We start from the raw sequence: 18,850 nt of genomic DNA, 5'->3' as shown, positions 1-18,850 counted from the left end.
GTGCCCGTGCGCATCCGTCGTGTCGTGACCACCCGCCAGGGCGGCGTCTCCAAGCCCCCTTACGAGTCCTTCAACCTCGGCGACCACGTCGGGGACGACCCGGAGGCGGTCGCCGCGAACCGCGGCCGGCTCGCCGAGGGGCTCGGCCTCACGCCGGACCGGCTGGTCTGGATGGAACAGGTGCACGGCCGGACCGTGCAGGTCGTGGACGGGCCCCGGGCCGAGCCGCTGGAGGCCACCGACGCGGTGGTCACCGCGACCGGCGGCCTCGCGCTGGCCGTGCTCACCGCGGACTGCGTGCCGGTGCTGCTCGGCGACCCCGAGGCGGGCGTGATCGGCGCGGTGCACGCCGGACGGGTCGGCGCGCGGGTCGGCGTCGTGCCGGCCGCCCTGGAAGCCATGCGGGACCTGGGCGCGCGGCCGGAGAACGTCGAGGTGCTGCTGGGGCCCGCCGTGTGCGGGCAGTGCTACGAGGTGCCCGCCGACATGCGCGACGACGTCGAGAAGCACCTGCCGGGCAGCGCGGTCCGCAGCCGGGCCGGCAAGCCCGCCCTCGACCTGCGGGCCGGCATCTGGCAGCAGCTCGCGGACGCGGGCGTCGGCAAGATCGGCGTCGACCCGCGCTGCACGGTCGAGGAGAAGGATTTGTTCAGCCACCGCCGCGAGCCCGGCACGGGCCGGCTCGCCGGGGTGATCTGGATCGACGCGTGAACCGCCGGGAGGAGCTGGCCGCGAACCTGGCGGACGTGCGGGAGCGGATCGGGCGGGCGTGCGCGGCGGCCGGCCGCGACCCCGGCGAGGTGACCCTGCTCGCGGTGACCAAGACCTTCCCGGCCGCCGACGTGGCGCTGCTGGCCGACCTGGGGTTGACCGAGTTCGCCGAGAACCGGGACCAGGAGGCGGGCGCGAAGACCGCCGAGTTCGCCGCGCTGCGGCCCGGCGCGGCGGTCCGCTGGCACATGGTCGGCAGCCTCCAGCGGAACAAGGCGAAGTCGGTGGTCGGCTGGGCGGACCAGGTCGACTCGGTCGACTCCGAGCGGCTGGCCGACGCCCTGGCCAAGGCCGCCCCGGCGAGGGGTGCGGGCGACCGGCGGCTCGACGTGCTGATCCAGGTCAGCATCGACGGCGACCCCGAGCGGGGCGGCTGCCCGCTCCCGGACCTCCCGCGACTGGCCGAGTACGTCACCCGAAAGGGTGAACTTTCGCTGCGGGGTGTGATGACCGTCGCACCCCTCGGCATGTCTCCAGTGCAGGCGTTTGACGCTCTACAAGGTGCGGTAACCCGCTTGCGTGACGATCATCCCGATGCCAACGTGATCTCGGCGGGGATGTCCGGTGACCTGGAAGATGCCATCACGTACGGATCGACGTGCGTGCGTGTCGGAACAGCGTTGCTGGGCAGCCGGAGACTAGCCTCGCCGTAACTGTCTGGAACCTCTGGGACGACCGCGACGTCCTTGCGGGTAGGGAGATCGGCGGAGAGAGGGCTCGACATGAGCGGGTTTCACAAGCTGAAGGCTTACTTCGGGATGGTTCCCGCCGAGTACGCCGACGATCCCGACTACGACAACGACCGCCAGGGTCGCTACGACTACCGGTCCGACTACGCCGAGTCCGACGACTACGAGACCTACCCCGAACAGCGCAACGGTCGTCGTCCGGCGGCCCGCTACCGCACCGAGCTGGACGAGGCCGAGGACTTCGAGCCCGAGACCCGCTCCCGCACCCGGAGGTCGTGGAACGCCGAGCCGACGCACGGCGCGCTGGCCGTGGAGCCGACCCGAGAGCCGGTCAGCAGGCCGCGCCCGGCCCCGGAACCCGCGCGCAACCAGCTGGGCCGCATCACCACGCTCAACCCGCGCAGCTACAACGAGGCGCGGACCATCGGCGAGCACTACCGCGACGGCACCCCGGTGATCATGAACCTCACCGACATGGACGACGCGGACGCCAAGCGCCTGGTGGACTTCGCGGCCGGCCTGGCGTTCGCCCTGCGCGGGTCGATCGACAAGGTCACCAACAAGGTGTTCCTCCTCTCACCCCCGAACATCGACGTGACGGCGGAGGATCGCCGACGACTCGCGGAGGGCGGGTTCCTCAACCACGGGTGAGTGATGGCACAGTTGACGGTGTGTTCGCACTCGCGCTGGTCCTCTACTACGTGCTGTTCGCGTTCTGGCTGCTGCTCACGGCCCGGGTCGTGGTCGAGCTGGTCAGGTCTTTTGCCAGACAGTGGCGCCCGGCGGGCGGCGTCGCGGTTGCTCTGGAGACTGTCTACACGGTGACCGATCCCCCCGTCCGACTGCTCCGCCGGCTCATCCCCACCGTGCGGATCGGGGGCATCGGGCTGGACTTGTCCATTATTGTGCTGTTGCTGGTCGTTATCATTCTGATGCGAGTAGCCGATCCCAGGTGAGGGGACCAGGGATGTCCACAGCCCAGGAGTGCGTGAGGTGATCTGATGCCGTTGACCCCCGCGGACGTGCACAACGTCGCGTTCAGCAAGCCGCCGATTGGCAAGCGGGGCTACAACGAGGACGAGGTGGACGCGTTCCTCGACCTGGTTGAGGGCGAGTTGGCCCGCCTGATCGAGGAGAACAACGACCTGCGCCAGCAGGTCGAGCAGCTCGACCAGCAGGTCGAGACCGCGCGAGCCGACCTCGAGGACGCACGGGCGAAGGTCGCCGCAGGCGTCGGCCCCAGCCGCGTCGTCGACGAGCCCCGCAGGCTCGCCCCGGTGCCTCCCCCCTCGGCGCTGGAGCAGACTTCGCCCGGCGGTGGTGGTGACCACCACGTCCAGGCCGCCAAGGTGCTCGGTCTGGCCCAGGAGATGGCGGACCGGCTCACCGGCGAGGCCAAGGCCGAGGCGGACGGGATGCTGTCGGAGGCCCGGACCAAGTCCGAGCAGCTGCTCTCCGAGGCACGAGCCAAGTCCGACACGATGGTCAACGAGGCGCGCACGCGTGCCGAGACCATGCTGAACGACGCGCGGACCCGCGCCGACACGCTGGAGCGCCAGGCCCGTGAGAAGGCCGGCGCGCTCGACCGCGACGCTCAGCGCAAGCACGCCGAGGTGATGGGCAACATCACCCAGGAGAAGAACACCCTGGAGAAGCAGATCGACAAGCTCCAGACGTTCGAACGCGAGTACCGGACCCGGCTCAAGACCATGCTGGAGTCCTCGCTGCGCGACCTGCAGGACCGCGGCCCCGCCGCACCGTCCGACGGTCGTCAGCAGGGCTACTCGTTCGGCGCGCGCGCCGAGGCGGGCTGACCGGCGGTCCTGATCTAGTCTGCGCACGTGCTCTACATCGTTGCGCTGTTGGTGCTGGCAGCCCTGGGGCTGCTCGTGCCCGCGCTGACCACGGACCAGACGTACTGGGCGTGGTTCTCCGTGGGCGCGAGCGCGGCCGCGGCCCTGGTCCTGATCTGGGACTGGGCGCTGCGCCGCGGGTCGGGAACCGCCCCGGCTGCCGGCACCACCGCGCAACGGGATGATCAACAGGCTAGCGCTGTTGATCATCCCGTTGACGAGCAGGGTGGCGACGACACCCCCGTTTCACCCGATCAGGCGATTGAGCCCGATGAGGAGGACACGGACGCCGCCGACCTGCTGATCGTCGCGGACCTGAAGGACGAGATCCGGGTCCTGGACGAGCGGCCCCGCTACCACCTGGCCGCGTGCCCGTGGCTGGCCGGCCGGGCGTCGCTGGGCCTGCCGATCTCGGAGGCCAGGCAGCTCGGCTTCACCCCGTGCGCGGTGTGCGTGCCGGACTCGACCTTCGCCGCCAAGAAACGCGCCTCCTAGCGCTGGAGGTGCACCCGCGCGGTGAACGCCGGCCCGTCCGGCGTGCCGCAGTGCTGGTCGACGGTCACGTCGAGCGCCGTCAGCCGCCCGTCGGTGCGCTCGATCCGCTCGACGGTGAACGAGCCGTACACCGGGGCGCACGCGAACCCCCGGCTGATCACCCGCAGCATCGGCTGCGCCGGGTCGGGCCGCCACGTGACGTTCGAGTAGGTCCCCACCTCGACGGGCACCTCACCGGCCGCCGCCAACTCGATGCCGATGAAATCCCGCTCGTGGTCGTTGTACCCCTGGAACCGCACCCAGTGCCGCGAGTTCTCGCCGATCATCAACTCCTGCTCCGGCGGGGCCCAGCGCCCCTCCCGCCCGTCGACCGGGAACGCCCCGGCCTCGGCGTGGAAGTCGAAGCTCGACTCCTCCTCGACCTGGGCGGACGCGGCCGGCGCGAGCACCGCGGGTAAGGCCAGGGCCAGCGCGAGCACAGCCGTACGTCTCATCATCGTTCCCCCTCTGTCCGGTGCCTTGCAGTCCCAGCGTCCCGAGATCGGGACCTCCGCCGCATGAGCAGAACTACTCAGGGCGTCTGGCCGGGACGACGGCCGTCGTGCGGACCGCTCTGCTGATCGCCACCGACACCCGCGACGACCGGGTGCCCTCGACCGCGTTCCCGACCGCGTCGACCGCGACGCTCGGCGCGGCCGGCTCGCCGGACGCGTGGCACCGGGAAGTCCGCACGGCGGGGCCCTGCCGTGGGAGGCGCGGCTGAGCTTCGGTCCGAACGGCCCGGTCCCGCCTTCCGGGCTGCACGTCCGGGACGTCCGCCACAACCGGGTTGCCGGCACGAGATACGCTTGACGTACACGGCGTTGATCCGGCCATCACCGGGGAGCTTCCGGAAGAACGGGCGCGAGCCTCAGTAGAACCGGACGGGTGCGGCCCGTCACAGCCGTCAACGAGAGGCCGTCGTGCAGTCCGCGTCGGCAAGCGGGGTGGTACCGCGGTGCGCCGGAGCCATGGCGTGTCGTCCCCGCGTGCCGGATGACGCAGCACGCGAGGAGCAGCACGATGGCCTACCCGAAGGCAGGCGAGGGCTCGGTGCCCTCCCAGCCGTCTTTTCCCGCCCTGGAACAGGACGTCCTCGACTTCTGGAAGTCCGACCGGACGTTCCAGGACTCGATCGACGCCCGGCCGGCGGGGGACCGGGGCGCCAACGAGTTCGTCTTCTACGACGGCCCGCCGTTCGCCAACGGCCTCCCGCACTACGGGCACCTGCTGACCGGGTACGTCAAGGACGTCGTCCCGCGCTACCAGACCATGCGCGGCAAGCACGTCGAGCGCCGGTTCGGCTGGGACACGCACGGCCTGCCCGCCGAGGTGGAGGCGGAGAAGCAGCTCGGGTTCTCGTCGAAGTCCGAGATCGAGGCGTTCGGGATCGAGAAGTTCAACGAGGTCTGCCGCACGTCGGTGCTCCAGTACACCGACCAGTGGCGCGACTACGTCACCCGCCAGGCGCGCTGGGTGGACTTCGACAACGACTACAAGACCCTCGACCTGGACTACATGGAAAGCGTCATGTGGGCCTTCAAGTCCTTGTGGGACAAGGGCTTGGTCTACGAGGGCTTCCGGGTGCTCTGGTACTGCTGGCGGTGCGAGACGCCGCTGTCCAACACCGAGACCAAGATGGACGACACCTACCGCGACCGGCAGGACCCGGCGGTCACCGTGGGCCTGCGGCTGGAGTCCGGCGAGCTGGCCCTGGTGTGGACGACCACGCCGTGGACGCTGCCGTCCAACCTCGCCGCCGCGGTGCACCCGGACGTGGACTACGTGACGGTCGAGGCGAACGGCGAGCGCTACCTGCTCGCCGAGGCCCGGGTGGCCGCGTACGCCCGCGAGCTGGGCGAGGACCCGCCGGTCGTGGCCCGCTACAAGGGCGCCGAGCTGATCGGCCGCCGGTACACGCCGCCGTTCGACTTCTTCGTCGGCCGGGAGAACGCCCACCAGGTGCTCTCGGCGGACTACGTCACCACCGAGGACGGCACGGGCATGGTGCACATCGCCCCCGCCTTCGGTGAGGAGGACAAGGTCGTCACCGACGCCGCCGGGATCGAGGTGGTCGTGCCGGTCGACGCGCACGGCCGGTTCACCGCCGAGGTGCCGCCCTACGAGGGGCAGCACATCTTCGACGCGAACAAGGTGATCATCCGCGACCTGCGGGACGCGGGCCTGCTGCTGCGCCACGAGACCTACGACCACCCGTACCCGCACTGCTGGCGCTGCGACAACCCGCTGATCCAGCGGGCCGTGTCGTCGTGGTTCGTCGCGGTGAGCAAGTTCAAGGACCGGATGGTCGAGCTGAACGGCGAGATCAACTGGGTGCCCGAGCACATCAAGGACGGCCAGTTCGGCAAGTGGCTGGAGAACGCGCGGGACTGGAACATCTCCCGCAACCGGTTCTGGGGCTCGCCGATCCCGGTGTGGGTCTCCGACGACCCCGAGCACCCCCGGGTGGACGTGTACGGCTCGCTGGACGAGCTGGCGCGGGACTTCGGCGCGCGCCCGACCGACCTGCACCGGCCGCACATCGACCGGCTGACCAGGCCGAACCCGGACGACCCGACCGGGCGCTCCACCATGCGCCGGGTGCCCGAGGTGCTGGACTGCTGGTTCGAGTCGGGCTCGATGTCGTTCGCGCAGGTGCACTACCCGTTCGAGAACGCCGACTGGTTCGACGACCACTACCCGGGCGACTTCATCGTCGAGTACAACGGCCAGACGCGCGGCTGGTTCTACACCATGCACGTGCTGGCCACGGCGCTGTTCGACCGGCCCGCGTTCAAGAACTGCGTGGCGCACGGCATCGTGCTGGGCGACGACGGCCAGAAGATGTCCAAGTCGCGCAAGAACTACCCGGACGTCAACGAGGTGTTCGACCGCGACGGCTCGGACGCCATGCGGTGGTTCCTGATGGCGTCGCCGATCCTGCGCGGCGGCGACCTGGTCGTCACCGAGCGGGGCATCCGGGACGCCGTGCGCCAGGCCGTGCTGCCGCTGTGGAACTCGTGGTACTTCCTCGCGCTGTACGCCAACGCGGAGGGCGTCGAGGGCAGGTGGCGGACCGACTCGCCGCACGTGCTCGACCGCTACGCGCTGGCCAAGACGCACGACCTGGTCGCGGACGTGACGGCGCGGCTGGACGTCTACGACATCTCGGGGACGTGCGCGTCGATCCGGGAGTTCCTGGAGGTGCTGACGAACTGGTACGTCCGCCGGTCCCGCGACCGGTTCTGGGCGGGCGACCAGGACGCGGTGGACACCCTGCACACCGTGCTGGAGGTGGTCAGCCGGGTGGCCGCGCCGCTGCTGCCGCTGACCACCGAGGTGGTGTGGCGGGGGCTGACCGGCGGGCGCTCGGTGCACCTGGCCGACTACCCGGCGGCGGCGGACCTGCCGGCCGACGACGACCTGGTGGCCGCGATGGACCAGGTGCGGCAGGTGGCGTCCACGGCGCTGTCGCTGCGCAAGGCCAACAAGCTGCGCGTGCGGCTGCCGCTGGCCAAGCTGGTGATCGCGGCGCGCGACGCCGAGCGGCTCTCGGAGTTCAGCGGGATCCTGCGGGACGAGGTGAACGTGAAGGAGGTCGAGCTGACCTCCGACGTGGACGCGCACGGGCACTTCCAGCTCGCGGTGAACGCGCGGGCGGCCGGGCCGAGGCTCGGGCCGGACGTGCAGAAGGTGATCAAGGCGGTGAAGGCGGGCGACTGGTCCGAGGTCGACGGGAAGGTCGTCGCGGCCGGCGTCGAGCTGTTCCCGGAGGAGTACGAGCAGCGCCTGGTGGCCACCGACCAGGGGGCCACGGCGGCGCTGCCGGCCAACAGCGGGCTGGTCGTGCTGGACACGGCGGTCACGGCGGAGCTGGCGGCCGAGGGCGTCGCGCGCGACCTGGTGCGCGTGGTGCAGCAGGCGCGCAAGGACGCGGACCTGGACGTGTCGGACCGGATCGCGCTGGTGGTGCAGCTGCCCGACGGTGAGGTGGCGGACGCGGTGCGCCGGTTCGAGGCGTTCGTGGCGGCCGAGACGCTGGCCGACGCGGTGTCCTACGGCGAGGCGGCCGGGGGCGCGGCGGGCTCGGTCGGCGACGGGGCCGAGGTGAAGGTCTCCGTCACGAAGGTCTGATCGACGGGCGGAGGGGCACGGCCGGGAGTTGCGGCCGTGCCCCTCTTCTCGTTGCTGCCCGGTCGTTCGTGCGCGGTCGGTCAGGCGGCGCGGAACGCGAGGGCGATGGTCAGCAGTACGCCGACCTGGTCCGCCAAGTGCGGTGGCGGCGGGTCGAGGACGTCCACCAGGTCGGTCAGCCAGGTGGTCAGCTCGTCGGACATGTCAAGCACCTCCCTCGCGCTCCAGCAGGGTGCGCAGGGTCGCCAGGCAGCGGCCCCTGGTCGGGCCGATGCTGCCCCTGGGCATGGACAGCGCCTCGGCGACCGCGCGGTACTCGGCGCGGCCGGCCAGGACGGTCAGCCGGAGCAGTTCCTGGCAGCGCCGGGGCAGCTTCGAGTACGCCCGCCACAGCCGCCGGTCGCGGTCGTCGCGCAGGGCCTCGGTCTCCGGCAGCCACCGGGTGTCGGGCACGTCGACTGCCGAGTCCGAGGACAGCGCCGCCCGGCCGTGCGCCTCGCGCCACGCGCGCTGGGCCTCGCGCCGGGTGGTGACGATCAGCCAGCCGGCCAGGGCGCGCGGCTCGGCGATCCGGTCCAGGTGCCGCAGCAGGCTCAGCCACACCGTCTGCACCACGTCCTCGGCCACGCCCTGGTCCAGCCCGTTGCCCCGGGCGACGTGCCAGACCAGCGGGGTCAGCTCGGTGACCAGGGTGTTGAGCGCGTCGCGGTCGCCCGCGCGGGCGGCGGTGAGCAGGGCGGCGTGCCGTTGTGGCGCGTCCGGCGCGGGCGAGCCCTGCGCGATGATCGCGGCCACGCCCAGGTCGTCGGCCACCGGGTCGTCGGGGATCGCCTCGGTCAGCTCGTCGCGCAGCTCGTCCAGCAGCGGGTCGAGGCCGCCGTCCGAGGTGGACAGCCCGGGGCGGGAGTTGCGGTGCTCGTCGTCGGTCATGTTGTCCCCTTCCCGCGCCGGGAGCCCCGCGCCCGGCGCTCGGAGTTGCCGACCACCGCGCCGACCCTGGCCCGCGCCTCCGACACGTACCGGCGCACGGAGTCCCGCCGGCATCCCAGCACGTCGGCGATCTCGTCGTCGTCGAAGTCCCAGAACCGCAGGACGAGGGCCGTGCGCAGCTGGTCGGGCAGCCGCGCGATGGCGGCCAGCGTGCTGTTGAGCTCGTGCCACGCCTCGGCCTCGCGGTGCCGCTGCACCAGGATCCGGGACCGGGAGACCACCTCGTCGGTCACCTCGCTGGGCCGCTCCAGCCGGCGGGCCTGGTCGACCAGCAGGTTGCGGATCGTCTTGACCAGCCACGCCCGGCGGGCGTCCGGGTGGATCGAGGGCCAGTGGCGCCAGGCGCGGACGAACGCCTCCTGCACCGCGGACTCGTGGTCCAGGTGCGGGGACATGACGGCGGCGAACCGGAAGAGGCGGGTGCGCTCCCGGTGGTAGAAGTCGCCGAAGGTGGCCGCGTGGGCATCGGGGTCTCCCGGTGTCACGAACCCTCCCTCTGGTCGGCGTCCGGTACCCGGTAGACGGACGTGGTGGAGGGTTGTGGATGCCGGCGGTTCAGTCCAGTCGGCGCGCCACGGCCCGCAGCACCCGCACCCACCACGACCAGCGCGCGGGTGTGATGTCCTGACCTGCGGCGATGCTGAAGTTGTCGAACATGTCCTCCATCAGGGCGTCGTGCAGCCAGCGCACGGCGAGCGGCCAACCCAGCAACATCCACCCGTTCGGGCGACCGGTGAGGGTGTGCCGGACGCCGCCGGGGACGGCCTCGAACACGTGCGTGCCGACCACGCCGAAGCCCGGCGCGAACGTGAACTCCACTCGTTTGCCGGGTTCGTAGGCGGTGCAGCGGTAGCGCACGAACCCGTGCCCGCCCTCCGCCCCGACCCCCAGCGGCCGGTCGAGGACCAGCTTCGGCCACTTCCTCGGCCACAGCTCCACCGCGCGGTCCACCCAGCCGTCGCCCGGTACCTGGCGCTGATGCACGTTCTTGATCATGAAAACCCCCATACGGTTCCGTATGGAAGCCCACCATACGGTAGCGTACGGTTTTGTGAAAGCACGCCGGACCAAGGACGACTGGACCGAGGTGGCGCTGTGGGCGCTGGCCGAGGGCGGGGTGGCGGCGGTGGCCGTGGAACCGCTCGCGGCCCGGCTCGGCGCGACCAAGGGCAGCGCCTACTGGCACTTCCCCAACCGCGAAGCCCTGCTCAAGGCCACCCTCGAACGGTGGGAGCGGGAGCACACCGAGGCGGTGATCGCCCTCGTCGAGACCGAGACCACGCCGCAGGGCCGGTTGCGCCGGCTGTTCGGGATGGTTCTGGAGGACCCCCGGTCCAGCGCGGTCGAACTGGCCATGCTCGCGGCCAAGGACGACCCGGCGGTCGCGCCCGTGCTGCGCCGCGTCACCGACCGCCGGGTCGGCTACCTGGTCGAGCTGTTCGAGGCCCTCGGGTTCCCGGCCGGGGACGCGCGCCGCCGGGCCGTGCTCGCCTACTCGGTCTACCTCGGCCAGGCCCAGCTGATGTCGGCCGCGCCGCACGTGGTGGGCGGCCGCCGGGCGCTGCTGGAGGACACCCTGACCGCGGTGACCGCCCGTGGCTGAGCCGTTCCGGCTGGGCGTGCGGGTCAAGCCGGGCGCGAAGCGCGACGCCGTGGGCGGCCGGTGGAACGGGGCGGACCTGGTCGTCGCCGTCGCCGCGCCCGCCGTGGAGGGCAAGGCGAACGAGGCCGTGCGCAAGGCGGTGGCCCGCGCGTTCGGCGTGCGGCGGCAGGACGTGCGGATCGTGCGGGGCGAGCGCGGGCGGGACAAGGTGGTCGAACTCGACCCCGCCCCCGCCGACGCGGAGGAGCGCCTGGCACGGCTCCTCGACGGCTAGCGCCGCGCGTGTCCACCCACCGGGACGTCCGCGCGGAGGGGGCCGCGCTGTCCGCTGTGGACGGTGATCCGCCCGGCGTGCCCACTCGACCGGCGAAGACGCGTTGTGCCCGTACGGTTTCCCCGTGGGAGGCGGAGCCGGTGGTTCCGCGCCGCACCGCGCCGACCCCGCGTGACCGGGGCCGACCGGGGCCGGCGGTGGCCCGGTGGTGATTGCCGGATTCGTCCAAATCGGTGTCACCGGGGGAGAATGACCACTACCGGGTGAACAACTGGAGGTCGAGTGGGTGGTGTGACGGCCTTCCTCGGCATCGGCGCCGCGGTCTTGCTGCTCTCCGTCATCGCGGTGCGGGTGTCGATCAAGCTCGGTCTGCCCTCGCTCCTGCTGTACCTGGGCATCGGCGTGCTGCTCGGCGAATCCGTGCTGGGGATCCAGTTCGAGGACGCCGACATGACGCGCTCGCTGGGCACCGTGGCGCTGGTGCTGATCCTCGCCGAGGGCGGGCTCACCACCCGCTGGACCGCGGTGAAACCCGCGCTGGGACTGGGTATCGCACTGTCCACAGTGTCCGTGGCGGTCAGCGTCGGGCTCACCGGTGTCGGCCTGCACTACCTGCTCGGCCTGGACTGGCGGACCGCCCTGCTGTGGGGCGCGGTGCTGTCGTCCACGGACGCGGCGGCGGTGTTCAGCGTGCTGCGCGGGGTGGGGGTGGGCAAGCGGCTGATCGGCGCGCTGGAACTGGAGTCCGGGCTCAACGACGCCCCGGTGTACATCGCCGTGGTGCTGCTCGCGTCACCCGACCCGGTGACGTGGACCGCGCCCGTGCTGATGGTCTACGAACTGCTCGCGGGCGGCGCGATCGGCGTGGCGCTGGGCTGGCTGGGCGGGTTCGCGCTTCGGCGTGCCGCACTCCCGTCGACCGGCCTGTACCCGTTGGCGACGGTCGCCGTGTGCCTGCTCGCGTACACGGCCGGCGACCTGGCGCACGCGTCCGGGTTCCTCGCGGTCTACACGGCGGCGCTCGTGCTGGGCAACGCCCGCCTGCCGCACCGGTCGGACACGCTGTCGTTCGCCGAGGGGCTGGGCTGGATCGCGCAGATCGGGTTGTTCGTGCTGCTCGGCCTCTACGCGTCGCCCGGCCGCCTGTTCGAGTCGCTGATCCCGGCGCTGGTCGCGGGCGGGGTGCTGGTGCTGCTGGCCCGACCGGTGTCGGTGCTGTGCGCGGCGCTGCCGTTCAAGGTGCCGTGGCGGGAACAGGTGTTCATCTCGTGGTCCGGGCTGCGCGGCGCGGTGCCCATCGTGTTCGCCCTGATCCCGCTGATCCAGGGGTTCGAGGGCGCGCGGCACCTGGTCGACGTGGTGTTCGTGCTGGTCATCGTGCTGACCGTGGTGCAGGGCTCGACGCTGCCGTGGATGGCCAAGTGGCTCGGGCTGGTGAAGTCCGGCGAGGCGCAGGAGATCCAGGTCGACTCGTCGGCGCTGGACGAGCTGGGCGCGGAGCTGCTCCAGGTGCGCATCCAGGGCGGCTCCAAGCTGCACGGCGTCTACCTCAGCGAACTGCGGCTGCCGCCGGGCGCGACGGTCAGCCTGGTGGTGCGCGGCGACGACGGCTTCACCCCGCAGCCCACCACCCGCCTCCAGGAGCACGACCAGCTGCTGGTGGTCTGCACGGACGCCGCCCGCACGGCCACCGAACACCGCATCCGGGCCGTCGACCGGGCCGGCCGCTTCGCCCGCTGGAAGGGCGACGCCGGCCTGCCGTGACCCCGCCGCGCCGCGATCGGGGGCGGGTCCGCCGTGTGATCCCGCTCGCGGTCGGGGGTGCGCGGCGGCCCGGCCGGGCGCACCGTGATCGTCCGCGTGACCTGCGGGTGCTGGGGGTTCCCGCACGGCGGGCGGGTGGGCGGGTCGACCTCCCAGGATGTGAACGGGCCTCGACTGGGTGCCGGGTCGTGGGCTAACTTCGGTCACGAGGTCATGAGTGCCAGCGCGAAGCTCGGGCTAGCTGGCCGGCAACCCTCCTACCGCGGTGGGGTGCCCCCGATGAGGACCTGGCCTGGCGCGTAGGGCGTCGGGCAAGCGCGGGCCTCCCATGCCACGGAGTCCGCCGGACCCGTCGGAGGTTGTCATGACCGTCGCAGTTCCCGGTTCCATCGCCGCCCTGCCCCGCGTCGTCGGAGCCGCGTTGCGCGTCCCGCTGGTCACCGGCGAGCGCGTCGAGTACGCCAATCTCGACCACGCCGCCAGCGCGCCCTGCCTGGAGCAGGTCCGCGACGCCGTGGACGAGCTGCTGCCCTGGTACGCCAGCGTGCACCGGGGCGCGGGCTTCGCCTCCCAGGTGTCCACCCGCGTCTACGAGCAGGCCCGCGACTCGGTCCGGCGCTTCCTCGGCGCGCGTCCCAGCGACACCGTCGTGTTCACCCGCAACACCACCGACTCGCTCAACCTGCTGGCTCGCAGCCTGCCCCGGCACACGTCCGTGGTGCTGTTCGACACCGACCACCACGCGGCGCTGCTGCCGTGGCGCGGCCCGAACGTGCACCGCCTGACCACCCCGGCCACGCCCGCCGGGGCCGTGCTGGAGCTGGACCGCGCGCTGCGCGCCACCCCCGAGGGCCCGCGCCTGGTCGTGGTGACCGGCGCGTCCAACGTCACCGGCGAGGTGTGGCCGGTGGCCGAACTGGCCGCCGTGGCCCGCCGGCACGGCGCGCGGATCGCGCTCGACGCCGCCCAGCTCGCCCCGCACCGGCCCGTGGACCTGCGGGAGCTGGACGTGGACTACGCGGTCCTGTCCGGCCACAAGATCTACGCCCCGTTCGGCACCGGCGTGCTGGTCGGCCGGGCCGACTGGCTCCAGGCCGCCGAGCCCTACCTGGTCGGCGGCGGCGCGACCGCGCGGGTCACCGACCACGGCGACCGGCTGGGCGTGGCCTGGTCGGCGGTGCCGGAGCGGCACGAGGCCGGCTCGCCGAACGTGGTGGGCGTGCACGCCCTCGCGGTGGCCTGCGACGTGCTGGGCCGGCACTGGGAGCAGACCACCGCGCACGAGCGGGAGCTGCTGGCCCGGTTGCGCGCGGGCCTGGCGACCGTGCCCGGTGCGCACGAGCTGTCGATCTTCGGGTCCGACCGGGACCGGGTGGGCGTGGTGAGCTTCGTGGTGGCCGGGCAGGACGTCGGCTTCCTGGCCGCCGCGCTGTCCGCCGAGCACGGCATCGGCGTGCGCGACGGCGCGTTCTGCGCGCACGTCGCCGTGCACCGGCTGACCGACGGCAACCGGGCGCTGCGCGCGTCGCTGGGCCTGGGCAGCACCGCCGAGCACGTGGACCGGTTCGTGGCGGCGCTGCGGTCGCTCGTGGTCGAGGGCTCGCGGTGGCCGTACCGGATCGTCGACGGCCGGTGGGTGCCGGAGAACGACGAGCGGGCGCTCCCGCCGTTCCTGCGCTGAACGGATGCTGGACAATGGCCCGGTGAGCACCGATCCCAACACCGATCCGGAGCACGGGGCCGACCCGGCCGATCCGGAACCCGGCAGCACCGCCGCGCCGCCGCCCAAGAGCCGGGTGGCGCTGCTCGCGGCGATCGCGCCGGTGGTGCTGGCGCTGGACATCGCGACCAAGGTGATCGCGGTCGCGGAGCTGGAGGGTCGGGAGCCGGTCGAGCTGTTCGGCAGCCTGGTCTACCTGTCGTTCCTGCGCAACTCGGGCGCGGCGTTCGGCATGGCCGAGGGCTGGACGGTGATCCTCGCGCTGATCGCGCTCGGCGTGGTCGGGTTCATCCTGTGGATCGCCCGCAAGCTGCGGTCGGTCGGCTGGGCGATCGGCCTGGGCCTGGTGCTGGGCGGCGCGACGGGCAACCTGGTGGACCGGATCTTCCGGTCGCCGGGGCCGCTGCGCGGGCACGTGGTGGACTTCATCTCGCTGATCGAGCCCTACGGCACGTTCTTCCCGGTGTTCAACATTGCCGACTCCGGCATCTGCGTGGGCGGCGCGATCATCGTGATCATGGCCGCGATGCAGCGCGACTACGACGGAACCCGCCACGTGAAGCCGGTGAAGAACGCATGAGCGACTACCGCACGCTGCCCGTCCCCGACGGGCTGGACGGGATGCGCGTCGACGCGGGCCTGGCCAAGCTGCTCGGCCTGTCCCGCACGGTCGTCGCGGGCCTCACCGAAGCCGGTGACGTGGTGCTGGACGGGCAGCCCGCCGGCAAGTCCGACCGGCTGGTGGCCGGGTCGTGGCTGGAGGTGACCCTGCCCGAGCCGGAACGCCCGGTGCAGGTGCAGGCGATCGCCGTGGAGGGCCTGGAGGTCCTGCACGAGGACGACGACATCATCGTGGTGGACAAGCCGGTCGGCGTGGCGGTGCACCCGAGCCCCGGCTGGACCGGGCCGACCGTGGTCGGCGGGCTGGCAGCTGCCGGGGTGCGGATCGCCACGTCCGGCGCGGCCGAGCGGCAGGGCGTCGTGCACCGGCTGGACGTCGGCACGACCGGCGTGATGGTGGTCGCCAAGAGCGAGCACGCCTACTCGGTGCTCAAGCAGGCGTTCAAGGAGCGCACGGTCGACAAGCTGTACCACGCGCTGGTGCAGGGCCACCCGGACCCGATCAAGGGCACCATCGACGCGCCGATCGACCGGCACCCCAAGCACGACTACAAGTTCGCGGTGATGGCCAACGGCAAGCCGAGCATCACCCACTACGAGGTGGTCGAGGCGTTCCGGGCGGCGTCGCTGCTCGACGTGCACCTGGAGACCGGGCGCACCCACCAGATCCGGGTGCACTTCTCGGCGCTGCGGCACCCGTGCGTCGGCGACCTCACCTACGGCGCGGACCCGGTGCTGGCCAAGCGGCTGGGCGTGACCAGGCAGTGGCTGCACGCGCGCACCCTGGGCTTCCACCACCCGGCCGACGGCCAGTGGGTGGAGTTCACCAGCGAGTACCCGGCCGACCTGTCCGACGCGCTGGAGCTGCTGCGCGCGGAGGGCTGAGGCCGCCCGCGCGCTCCGGTCGGGTCTGGCAACGGACAATCCCTCCCGTTCGAAGGTCGCGTTCGCGTAACGTTGCGGCGAAGGCCCGCTCGTATGGGGAGGTACGTGTGGTGTCAACGCACTACGACGACCCGGATCGCACGCCACCGCAAGGCATCCCGGTCGCCGGCGGCGCCGGGGGCCGGCACCAGGCCGCGCCGGTCGCACCCGCGCCCGACGCGTGGGCCGCCGCCGAGGCGCAGCACCGCGCCCGGCAGGCCCCGCCGCCCGCGCAGCACCGGGTCCGCCCGGTGGCCGCCCGACCCGAGGACGAGACGGTCGCGCACCAGCCGTTCGACGCGCGCGTCGACCAGACCGTCGCGTACGGGCGGACGCCGGTCGCCGAGGACGAGACGGTGTACGGCGGCCGGTTCACCCCCGCCGCGGTCGACCCGGACGGCTGGAGCGTCGCGCCGGCGGTGATCGGCGGCGACCTGCCCGAGGCCGCGCCGGCCCCGTCGCCACCGCCGCGACCGGCGGTGCGCCCCGGTGGGCCGGCGGCCGGGCAACCGGGTGCGCGGCCCGAGCCGGAGGACAACCCGACAAAGCGCTCATTCCTCGGGAAGTTGTTCAACCGCAACGGATGACGCGGTCCGGGCGGGCGTGCATCACTGCCCGTTCGGACCTTGGCGGACGCCCTCCGGGCGGGCCACGCTGAACGCCCATGAGAGCTATCCGCTATGCCGCGTACGGCCCACCGGACGTCCTGAAGGTCCTGGAGGTCGACCCGCCGGTACCCGGCCCGCACGACGTGCTGGTGCGGGTCCGGGCGGCGTCGGTCAACCCCCTGGACGACCACTACCTGCGCGGAACCCCTTACGTGGCGCGAACCGTCACCGGCCTGTTCCAGCCCAAGGGCGGCCTCGGCGCGGACCTGTCCGGCCAGGTCGAGTCCGTCGGCTCCGCCGTCACCCGGTTCCAGTCCGGTGACGAGGTGTTCGGCGGCCGGGGCACGTCCACCGACGACCGCAGCGCCGCCTTCGCCCAGTACGCGTGCTTCCACGAGGACGCCGTGCTGCTGACCAAACCGGAGAACCTCACCTTCGAGCAGGCGGCGGCGGTGCCCGTGGCGGCGCTGACCGCGTTGCAGGGCCTGCGCGACGCGGGCCGATTACACGACGGCCAGAGCGTGCTGGTCAACGGCGCGGCGGGCGGCGTCGGCACGTTCGCGGTGCAGTTCGCGAAAGCGCTCGGGGCGGGCGTGACGGCGGTGTGCGGCACCGGCAACGTCGAGCTGGTGCGGTCGCTGGGCGCGGACCGGGTGGTCGACTACACGGCCGAGGACTTCACCGCGTCCGGCCGCTACGACCTGGTGCTGGACATGATCGGGAACCGGACGTTCGCCGAGTTCCGCAGGATCCTCGCCCCGCGCGGCACGCTGGTGGCCGTGGGCCAGGCGGTCTTCCGCGACCAGCTGGTGTCGCCGGTGCTGCGGCCGGTCGGGATGGCGGTGATGTCGGCGTTCGTCAGCGAACGCCTGGTCTCGTTCCTGACCCGCAACCGGCGGGAGGACCTGCTGGTCGTGCGGGAACTGCTGGAATCGGGCCGGGTGCGGCCCGTGATCGACCGGACGTACCCGCTGGAGCGGGCGCGGGAGGCGTTGGCGTACTTCGAGCAGGGGCACGTGCGGGGCAAGGTCGTGCTCACCGTGTAGGTCGGTTCGACTAACGTCGGTGGTGTGTCGAGGACCAGCGTGGGCAACGAGACCGAGGGGCTGCTCTGCCTGTGGGTCGAGCCGTGGGGCACCGACCACTGGCTGCGCCCGGGGGAGGAGTTCACCGTGGTGACCTCGACGGTGGAGGAGTCGCCGTTCAACGTCGTGGTCCACGACCAGGGCGTCACGGTGTGGGTGAACTCGGGAGCGGACGCCGAGGTGGTCGACCGGACCGGTGCGCCGGTGCCGTGCGGCCACCAGCGGCCGGCCGACGCCGAGAGCTAGCCGGCGGCCGTCCGGCACCGGCTGCCGGCGCTAGTCGTCGACGGTCCAGACCAGGGTGTTCAGGTCGGTCTCCGGCCGCGAACTCCACCGGACCGAGGTGACCGCGGTGTTCTCCGGCAGCACGTAGACGGTGTGCCCGCCGGCCGTCTCGCCGGGCTGGACGCCGATCTTGTGCGGCGGCCGGGACGACAGCGACACCGGTGCCTTGCCGACCGTCTCGCCGGTGCTGGTCATCAGCACGAGGTACATGTCCGGCAGGGCGTTGAACGTCACCGTGCCGATGTTGGCCAGTTCGGTGTGCACGACGACCGCGCGCTCGCCGGCGGCCAGCTTGTAGCCGGCCGCGGTGAACAGGAAGTCCGCCGGGTCCACGACCTCCACCAGCTGGATCGTGAAGCGCGCGCCCTCCAGGCCCTCGGTCTCCAGCGTGGAGCCGATCTTGCCGGTGCGGGACTTGGGCGCGGGGGCGTGGTCGCCGCGCGCCCAGCCGGACGACTGCGGCGGCCCCCACGTGTTCATCGGCTCGTGCGCGGTGGGCTGCGGCGGCTGCTGCGCGGGGAACGGGCCGCTGGGCGGGCCCTGCCGGTAGGAGCCCGACGGGGTGCCGCGGACCGTGCCGGGCGCGGGCTGGTACTGGCCCGACGGCGTGCCGCGCGCGGCCTGCCCCGGACCGGCCTGGGCCGGCCCCGTGTAGTTGCCCCACGCGACGCTGTTGGCCAGCGCCTTGCGGATGCCGTTCGGGTCGCACTCCACACCGACCAGCAGCGGCAGCCCGCTGCCGGACAAGGTGATCAGCCGGGTGGCCGCCTCGCGCGGATCCATGCCCAGTCTCGCGGCCAGCTCGTGCACGGCGGCACGTCCCATCTCGGCGAGCATGGCCAGGAGACGGGCGTCGACGGGATCCGGCGCTACCACCCCTCGAACGCTACCCGCCTGGACGGATCTTCGTGCGTTCGCCCCGCCGCGTGCCTGCGGTTCGTGCACCTATGGACGCATGTGATCGGTTCGGGGGAACACGGCCGCGCGGGGGTCGG

At 72.5% G+C, this 18,850-nt stretch carries 23 protein-coding genes and 1 riboswitch; of the genes, 17 read left to right on the top strand and 6 right to left on the bottom strand.

Features of this window, described 5'->3' with window-relative positions; translation table 11 throughout:
- Positions 1–6: 6 nt before the first annotated feature.
- From pgeF to AC0HI0_RS26075, 6 genes are all read left to right on the top strand, one after another.
- Positions 7–711, top strand: a complete 705-nt coding sequence (pgeF, locus tag AC0HI0_RS26100; protein WP_480926141.1) for a peptidoglycan editing factor PgeF — start codon at positions 7–9, stop codon at positions 709–711.
- Positions 708–1,424, top strand: a complete 717-nt coding sequence (locus AC0HI0_RS26095; protein WP_480926140.1) for a YggS family pyridoxal phosphate-dependent enzyme — start codon at positions 708–710, stop codon at positions 1,422–1,424. The genes pgeF and AC0HI0_RS26095 overlap by 4 nt, the downstream gene beginning before the upstream one ends.
- A 69-nt stretch (positions 1,425–1,493) precedes the next feature.
- Positions 1,494–2,111 carry a cell division protein SepF gene (locus tag AC0HI0_RS26090; protein WP_480926139.1) on the top strand — a complete coding sequence of 206 codons (618 nt, stop codon included), beginning with the start codon at positions 1,494–1,496 and terminating at the stop codon, positions 2,109–2,111.
- A 20-nt stretch (positions 2,112–2,131) separates the two neighbouring features.
- A complete protein-coding gene (locus AC0HI0_RS26085; RefSeq protein ID WP_480926138.1) occupies positions 2,132–2,416 on the top strand; it encodes a YggT family protein in 285 nt (94 codons plus the stop codon).
- A 45-nt stretch (positions 2,417–2,461) separates the two neighbouring features.
- Positions 2,462–3,274 carry a DivIVA-like cell division protein Wag31 gene (wag31, locus tag AC0HI0_RS26080; RefSeq protein WP_480926137.1) on the top strand — a complete coding sequence of 271 codons (813 nt, stop codon included), beginning with the start codon at positions 2,462–2,464 and terminating at the stop codon, positions 3,272–3,274.
- Between the two features lie 27 nt (positions 3,275–3,301).
- A complete protein-coding gene (locus AC0HI0_RS26075) occupies positions 3,302–3,808 on the top strand; it encodes a hypothetical protein (protein WP_480926136.1) in 507 nt (168 codons plus the stop codon).
- On the opposite strand, the gene AC0HI0_RS26070 is transcribed toward AC0HI0_RS26075, so the two are convergent.
- Positions 3,805–4,305, bottom strand: coding sequence for a hypothetical protein (locus AC0HI0_RS26070; RefSeq protein ID WP_480926135.1), 501 nt, complete (start codon positions 4,303–4,305; stop codon positions 3,805–3,807). The two genes, AC0HI0_RS26075 and AC0HI0_RS26070, sit on opposite strands and share 4 nt — an antisense overlap.
- A 104-nt stretch (positions 4,306–4,409) precedes the next feature.
- Between AC0HI0_RS26070 and AC0HI0_RS26065 the strand changes: the two genes are divergently transcribed.
- Together AC0HI0_RS26065 and ileS are read left to right on the top strand one after the other, a co-directional pair.
- Positions 4,410–4,571 carry a hypothetical protein gene (locus AC0HI0_RS26065; protein WP_480926134.1) on the top strand — a complete coding sequence of 54 codons (162 nt, stop codon included), beginning with the start codon at positions 4,410–4,412 and terminating at the stop codon, positions 4,569–4,571.
- A 299-nt stretch (positions 4,572–4,870) separates the two neighbouring features.
- Entirely contained in the window at positions 4,871–7,981 is a 3,111-nt protein-coding gene (ileS, locus tag AC0HI0_RS26060; RefSeq protein ID WP_480926133.1) for an isoleucine--tRNA ligase, read from the top strand.
- An 80-nt stretch (positions 7,982–8,061) separates the two neighbouring features.
- Here ileS and AC0HI0_RS26055 read toward each other — a convergent pair whose 3' ends face one another.
- The 4 genes from AC0HI0_RS26055 to AC0HI0_RS26040 all read right to left on the bottom strand — a co-directional run bounded on the left by AC0HI0_RS26055 (position 8,062) and on the right by AC0HI0_RS26040 (position 9,967).
- The gene (locus AC0HI0_RS26055) at positions 8,062–8,184 is read right to left on the bottom strand and encodes a hypothetical protein (RefSeq protein WP_480926132.1); all 123 of its coding nucleotides are present in this window, start codon (positions 8,182–8,184) and stop codon (positions 8,062–8,064) included.
- A 1-nt stretch (position 8,185) separates the two neighbouring features.
- A complete protein-coding gene (locus tag AC0HI0_RS26050; protein WP_480926131.1) occupies positions 8,186–8,911 on the bottom strand; it encodes an RNA polymerase sigma factor in 726 nt (241 codons plus the stop codon).
- Positions 8,908–9,456 carry an RNA polymerase sigma factor gene (locus tag AC0HI0_RS26045; RefSeq protein WP_480926130.1) on the bottom strand — a complete coding sequence of 183 codons (549 nt, stop codon included), beginning with the start codon at positions 9,454–9,456 and terminating at the stop codon, positions 8,908–8,910. Before AC0HI0_RS26045 ends, AC0HI0_RS26050 begins: the two co-directional genes overlap by 4 nt.
- Before the next feature lie 70 nt (positions 9,457–9,526).
- On the bottom strand, positions 9,527–9,967 hold the full coding sequence (locus AC0HI0_RS26040; protein ID WP_480926129.1) for an SRPBCC family protein: 441 nt from the start codon (positions 9,965–9,967) through the stop codon (positions 9,527–9,529).
- A gap of 55 nt (positions 9,968–10,022) precedes the next feature.
- Between AC0HI0_RS26040 and AC0HI0_RS26035 the strand changes: the two genes are divergently transcribed.
- The 9 genes from AC0HI0_RS26035 to AC0HI0_RS25995 all read left to right on the top strand — a co-directional run bounded on the left by AC0HI0_RS26035 (position 10,023) and on the right by AC0HI0_RS25995 (position 17,816).
- Positions 10,023–10,574 carry a TetR/AcrR family transcriptional regulator gene (locus AC0HI0_RS26035; protein WP_480926128.1) on the top strand — a complete coding sequence of 184 codons (552 nt, stop codon included), beginning with the start codon at positions 10,023–10,025 and terminating at the stop codon, positions 10,572–10,574.
- Positions 10,567–10,848 carry a DUF167 domain-containing protein gene (locus tag AC0HI0_RS26030; protein ID WP_480926127.1) on the top strand — a complete coding sequence of 94 codons (282 nt, stop codon included), beginning with the start codon at positions 10,567–10,569 and terminating at the stop codon, positions 10,846–10,848. Before AC0HI0_RS26035 ends, AC0HI0_RS26030 begins: the two co-directional genes overlap by 8 nt.
- Before the next feature lie 291 nt (positions 10,849–11,139).
- The gene (locus tag AC0HI0_RS26025) at positions 11,140–12,612 is read left to right on the top strand and encodes a potassium/proton antiporter (RefSeq protein ID WP_480926126.1); all 1,473 of its coding nucleotides are present in this window, start codon (positions 11,140–11,142) and stop codon (positions 12,610–12,612) included.
- A 209-nt stretch (positions 12,613–12,821) separates the two neighbouring features.
- A riboswitch (SAM riboswitch) is annotated at positions 12,822–12,936 on the top strand.
- A gap of 40 nt (positions 12,937–12,976) precedes the next feature.
- Entirely contained in the window at positions 12,977–14,293 is a 1,317-nt protein-coding gene (locus AC0HI0_RS26020; protein ID WP_480926125.1) for an aminotransferase class V-fold PLP-dependent enzyme, read from the top strand.
- A gap of 22 nt (positions 14,294–14,315) precedes the next feature.
- The gene (gene lspA / locus AC0HI0_RS26015) at positions 14,316–14,912 is read left to right on the top strand and encodes a signal peptidase II (RefSeq protein ID WP_480926124.1); all 597 of its coding nucleotides are present in this window, start codon (positions 14,316–14,318) and stop codon (positions 14,910–14,912) included.
- A complete protein-coding gene (locus tag AC0HI0_RS26010; protein WP_480926123.1) occupies positions 14,909–15,838 on the top strand; it encodes an RluA family pseudouridine synthase in 930 nt (309 codons plus the stop codon). The genes lspA and AC0HI0_RS26010 overlap by 4 nt, the downstream gene beginning before the upstream one ends.
- Positions 15,839–15,948: 110 nt before the next feature.
- Entirely contained in the window at positions 15,949–16,464 is a 516-nt protein-coding gene (locus AC0HI0_RS26005; protein WP_480926122.1) for a hypothetical protein, read from the top strand.
- A 77-nt stretch (positions 16,465–16,541) separates the two neighbouring features.
- Positions 16,542–17,531 (top strand): NAD(P)-dependent alcohol dehydrogenase, encoded by a 990-nt coding sequence (locus AC0HI0_RS26000; protein WP_480926121.1) that lies wholly within the window; start codon positions 16,542–16,544, stop codon positions 17,529–17,531.
- A gap of 24 nt (positions 17,532–17,555) precedes the next feature.
- Entirely contained in the window at positions 17,556–17,816 is a 261-nt protein-coding gene (locus AC0HI0_RS25995; protein WP_480926120.1) for a hypothetical protein, read from the top strand.
- 30 nt (positions 17,817–17,846) lie between these two features.
- Here the strand turns inward: AC0HI0_RS25995 and AC0HI0_RS25990 are convergent, their stop codons facing one another.
- Positions 17,847–18,731: an AsnC family protein gene (locus AC0HI0_RS25990; RefSeq protein ID WP_480926119.1), complete on the bottom strand. Its 885-nt coding sequence runs from the start codon at positions 18,729–18,731 to the stop codon at positions 17,847–17,849.
- Between the last annotated feature and the right edge of the window lie 119 nt (positions 18,732–18,850).

The sequence above is a fragment of the Saccharothrix sp. NBAS 001 genome, assembly GCF_056640475.1.
Note: the sequence above shows the minus strand (reverse complement) of the source record. Positions and strands in the feature narration are given on the sequence as shown.

Coding starts and splice junctions, on each gene's coding strand:
- AC0HI0_RS26090 (WP_480926139.1), top strand. CDS start 1,494: ATGAGCGGGTTTCACAAGCTGAAGGCTTACTTCGGGATGGTTCCCGCC.
- wag31 (WP_480926137.1), top strand. CDS start 2,462: ATGCCGTTGACCCCCGCGGACGTGCACAACGTCGCGTTCAGCAAGCCG.
- AC0HI0_RS26070 (WP_480926135.1), bottom strand. CDS start 4,305: ATGATGAGACGTACGGCTGTGCTCGCGCTGGCCCTGGCCTTACCCGCG.
- ileS (WP_480926133.1), top strand. CDS start 4,871: ATGGCCTACCCGAAGGCAGGCGAGGGCTCGGTGCCCTCCCAGCCGTCT.
- AC0HI0_RS26055 (WP_480926132.1), bottom strand. CDS start 8,184: ATGTCCGACGAGCTGACCACCTGGCTGACCGACCTGGTGGACGTCCTC.
- AC0HI0_RS26050 (WP_480926131.1), bottom strand. CDS start 8,911: ATGACCGACGACGAGCACCGCAACTCCCGCCCCGGGCTGTCCACCTCG.
- AC0HI0_RS26040 (WP_480926129.1), bottom strand. CDS start 9,967: ATGATCAAGAACGTGCATCAGCGCCAGGTACCGGGCGACGGCTGGGTG.
- AC0HI0_RS26020 (WP_480926125.1), top strand. CDS start 12,977: ATGACCGTCGCAGTTCCCGGTTCCATCGCCGCCCTGCCCCGCGTCGTC.
- AC0HI0_RS26010 (WP_480926123.1), top strand. CDS start 14,909: ATGAGCGACTACCGCACGCTGCCCGTCCCCGACGGGCTGGACGGGATG.
- AC0HI0_RS26000 (WP_480926121.1), top strand. CDS start 16,542: ATGAGAGCTATCCGCTATGCCGCGTACGGCCCACCGGACGTCCTGAAG.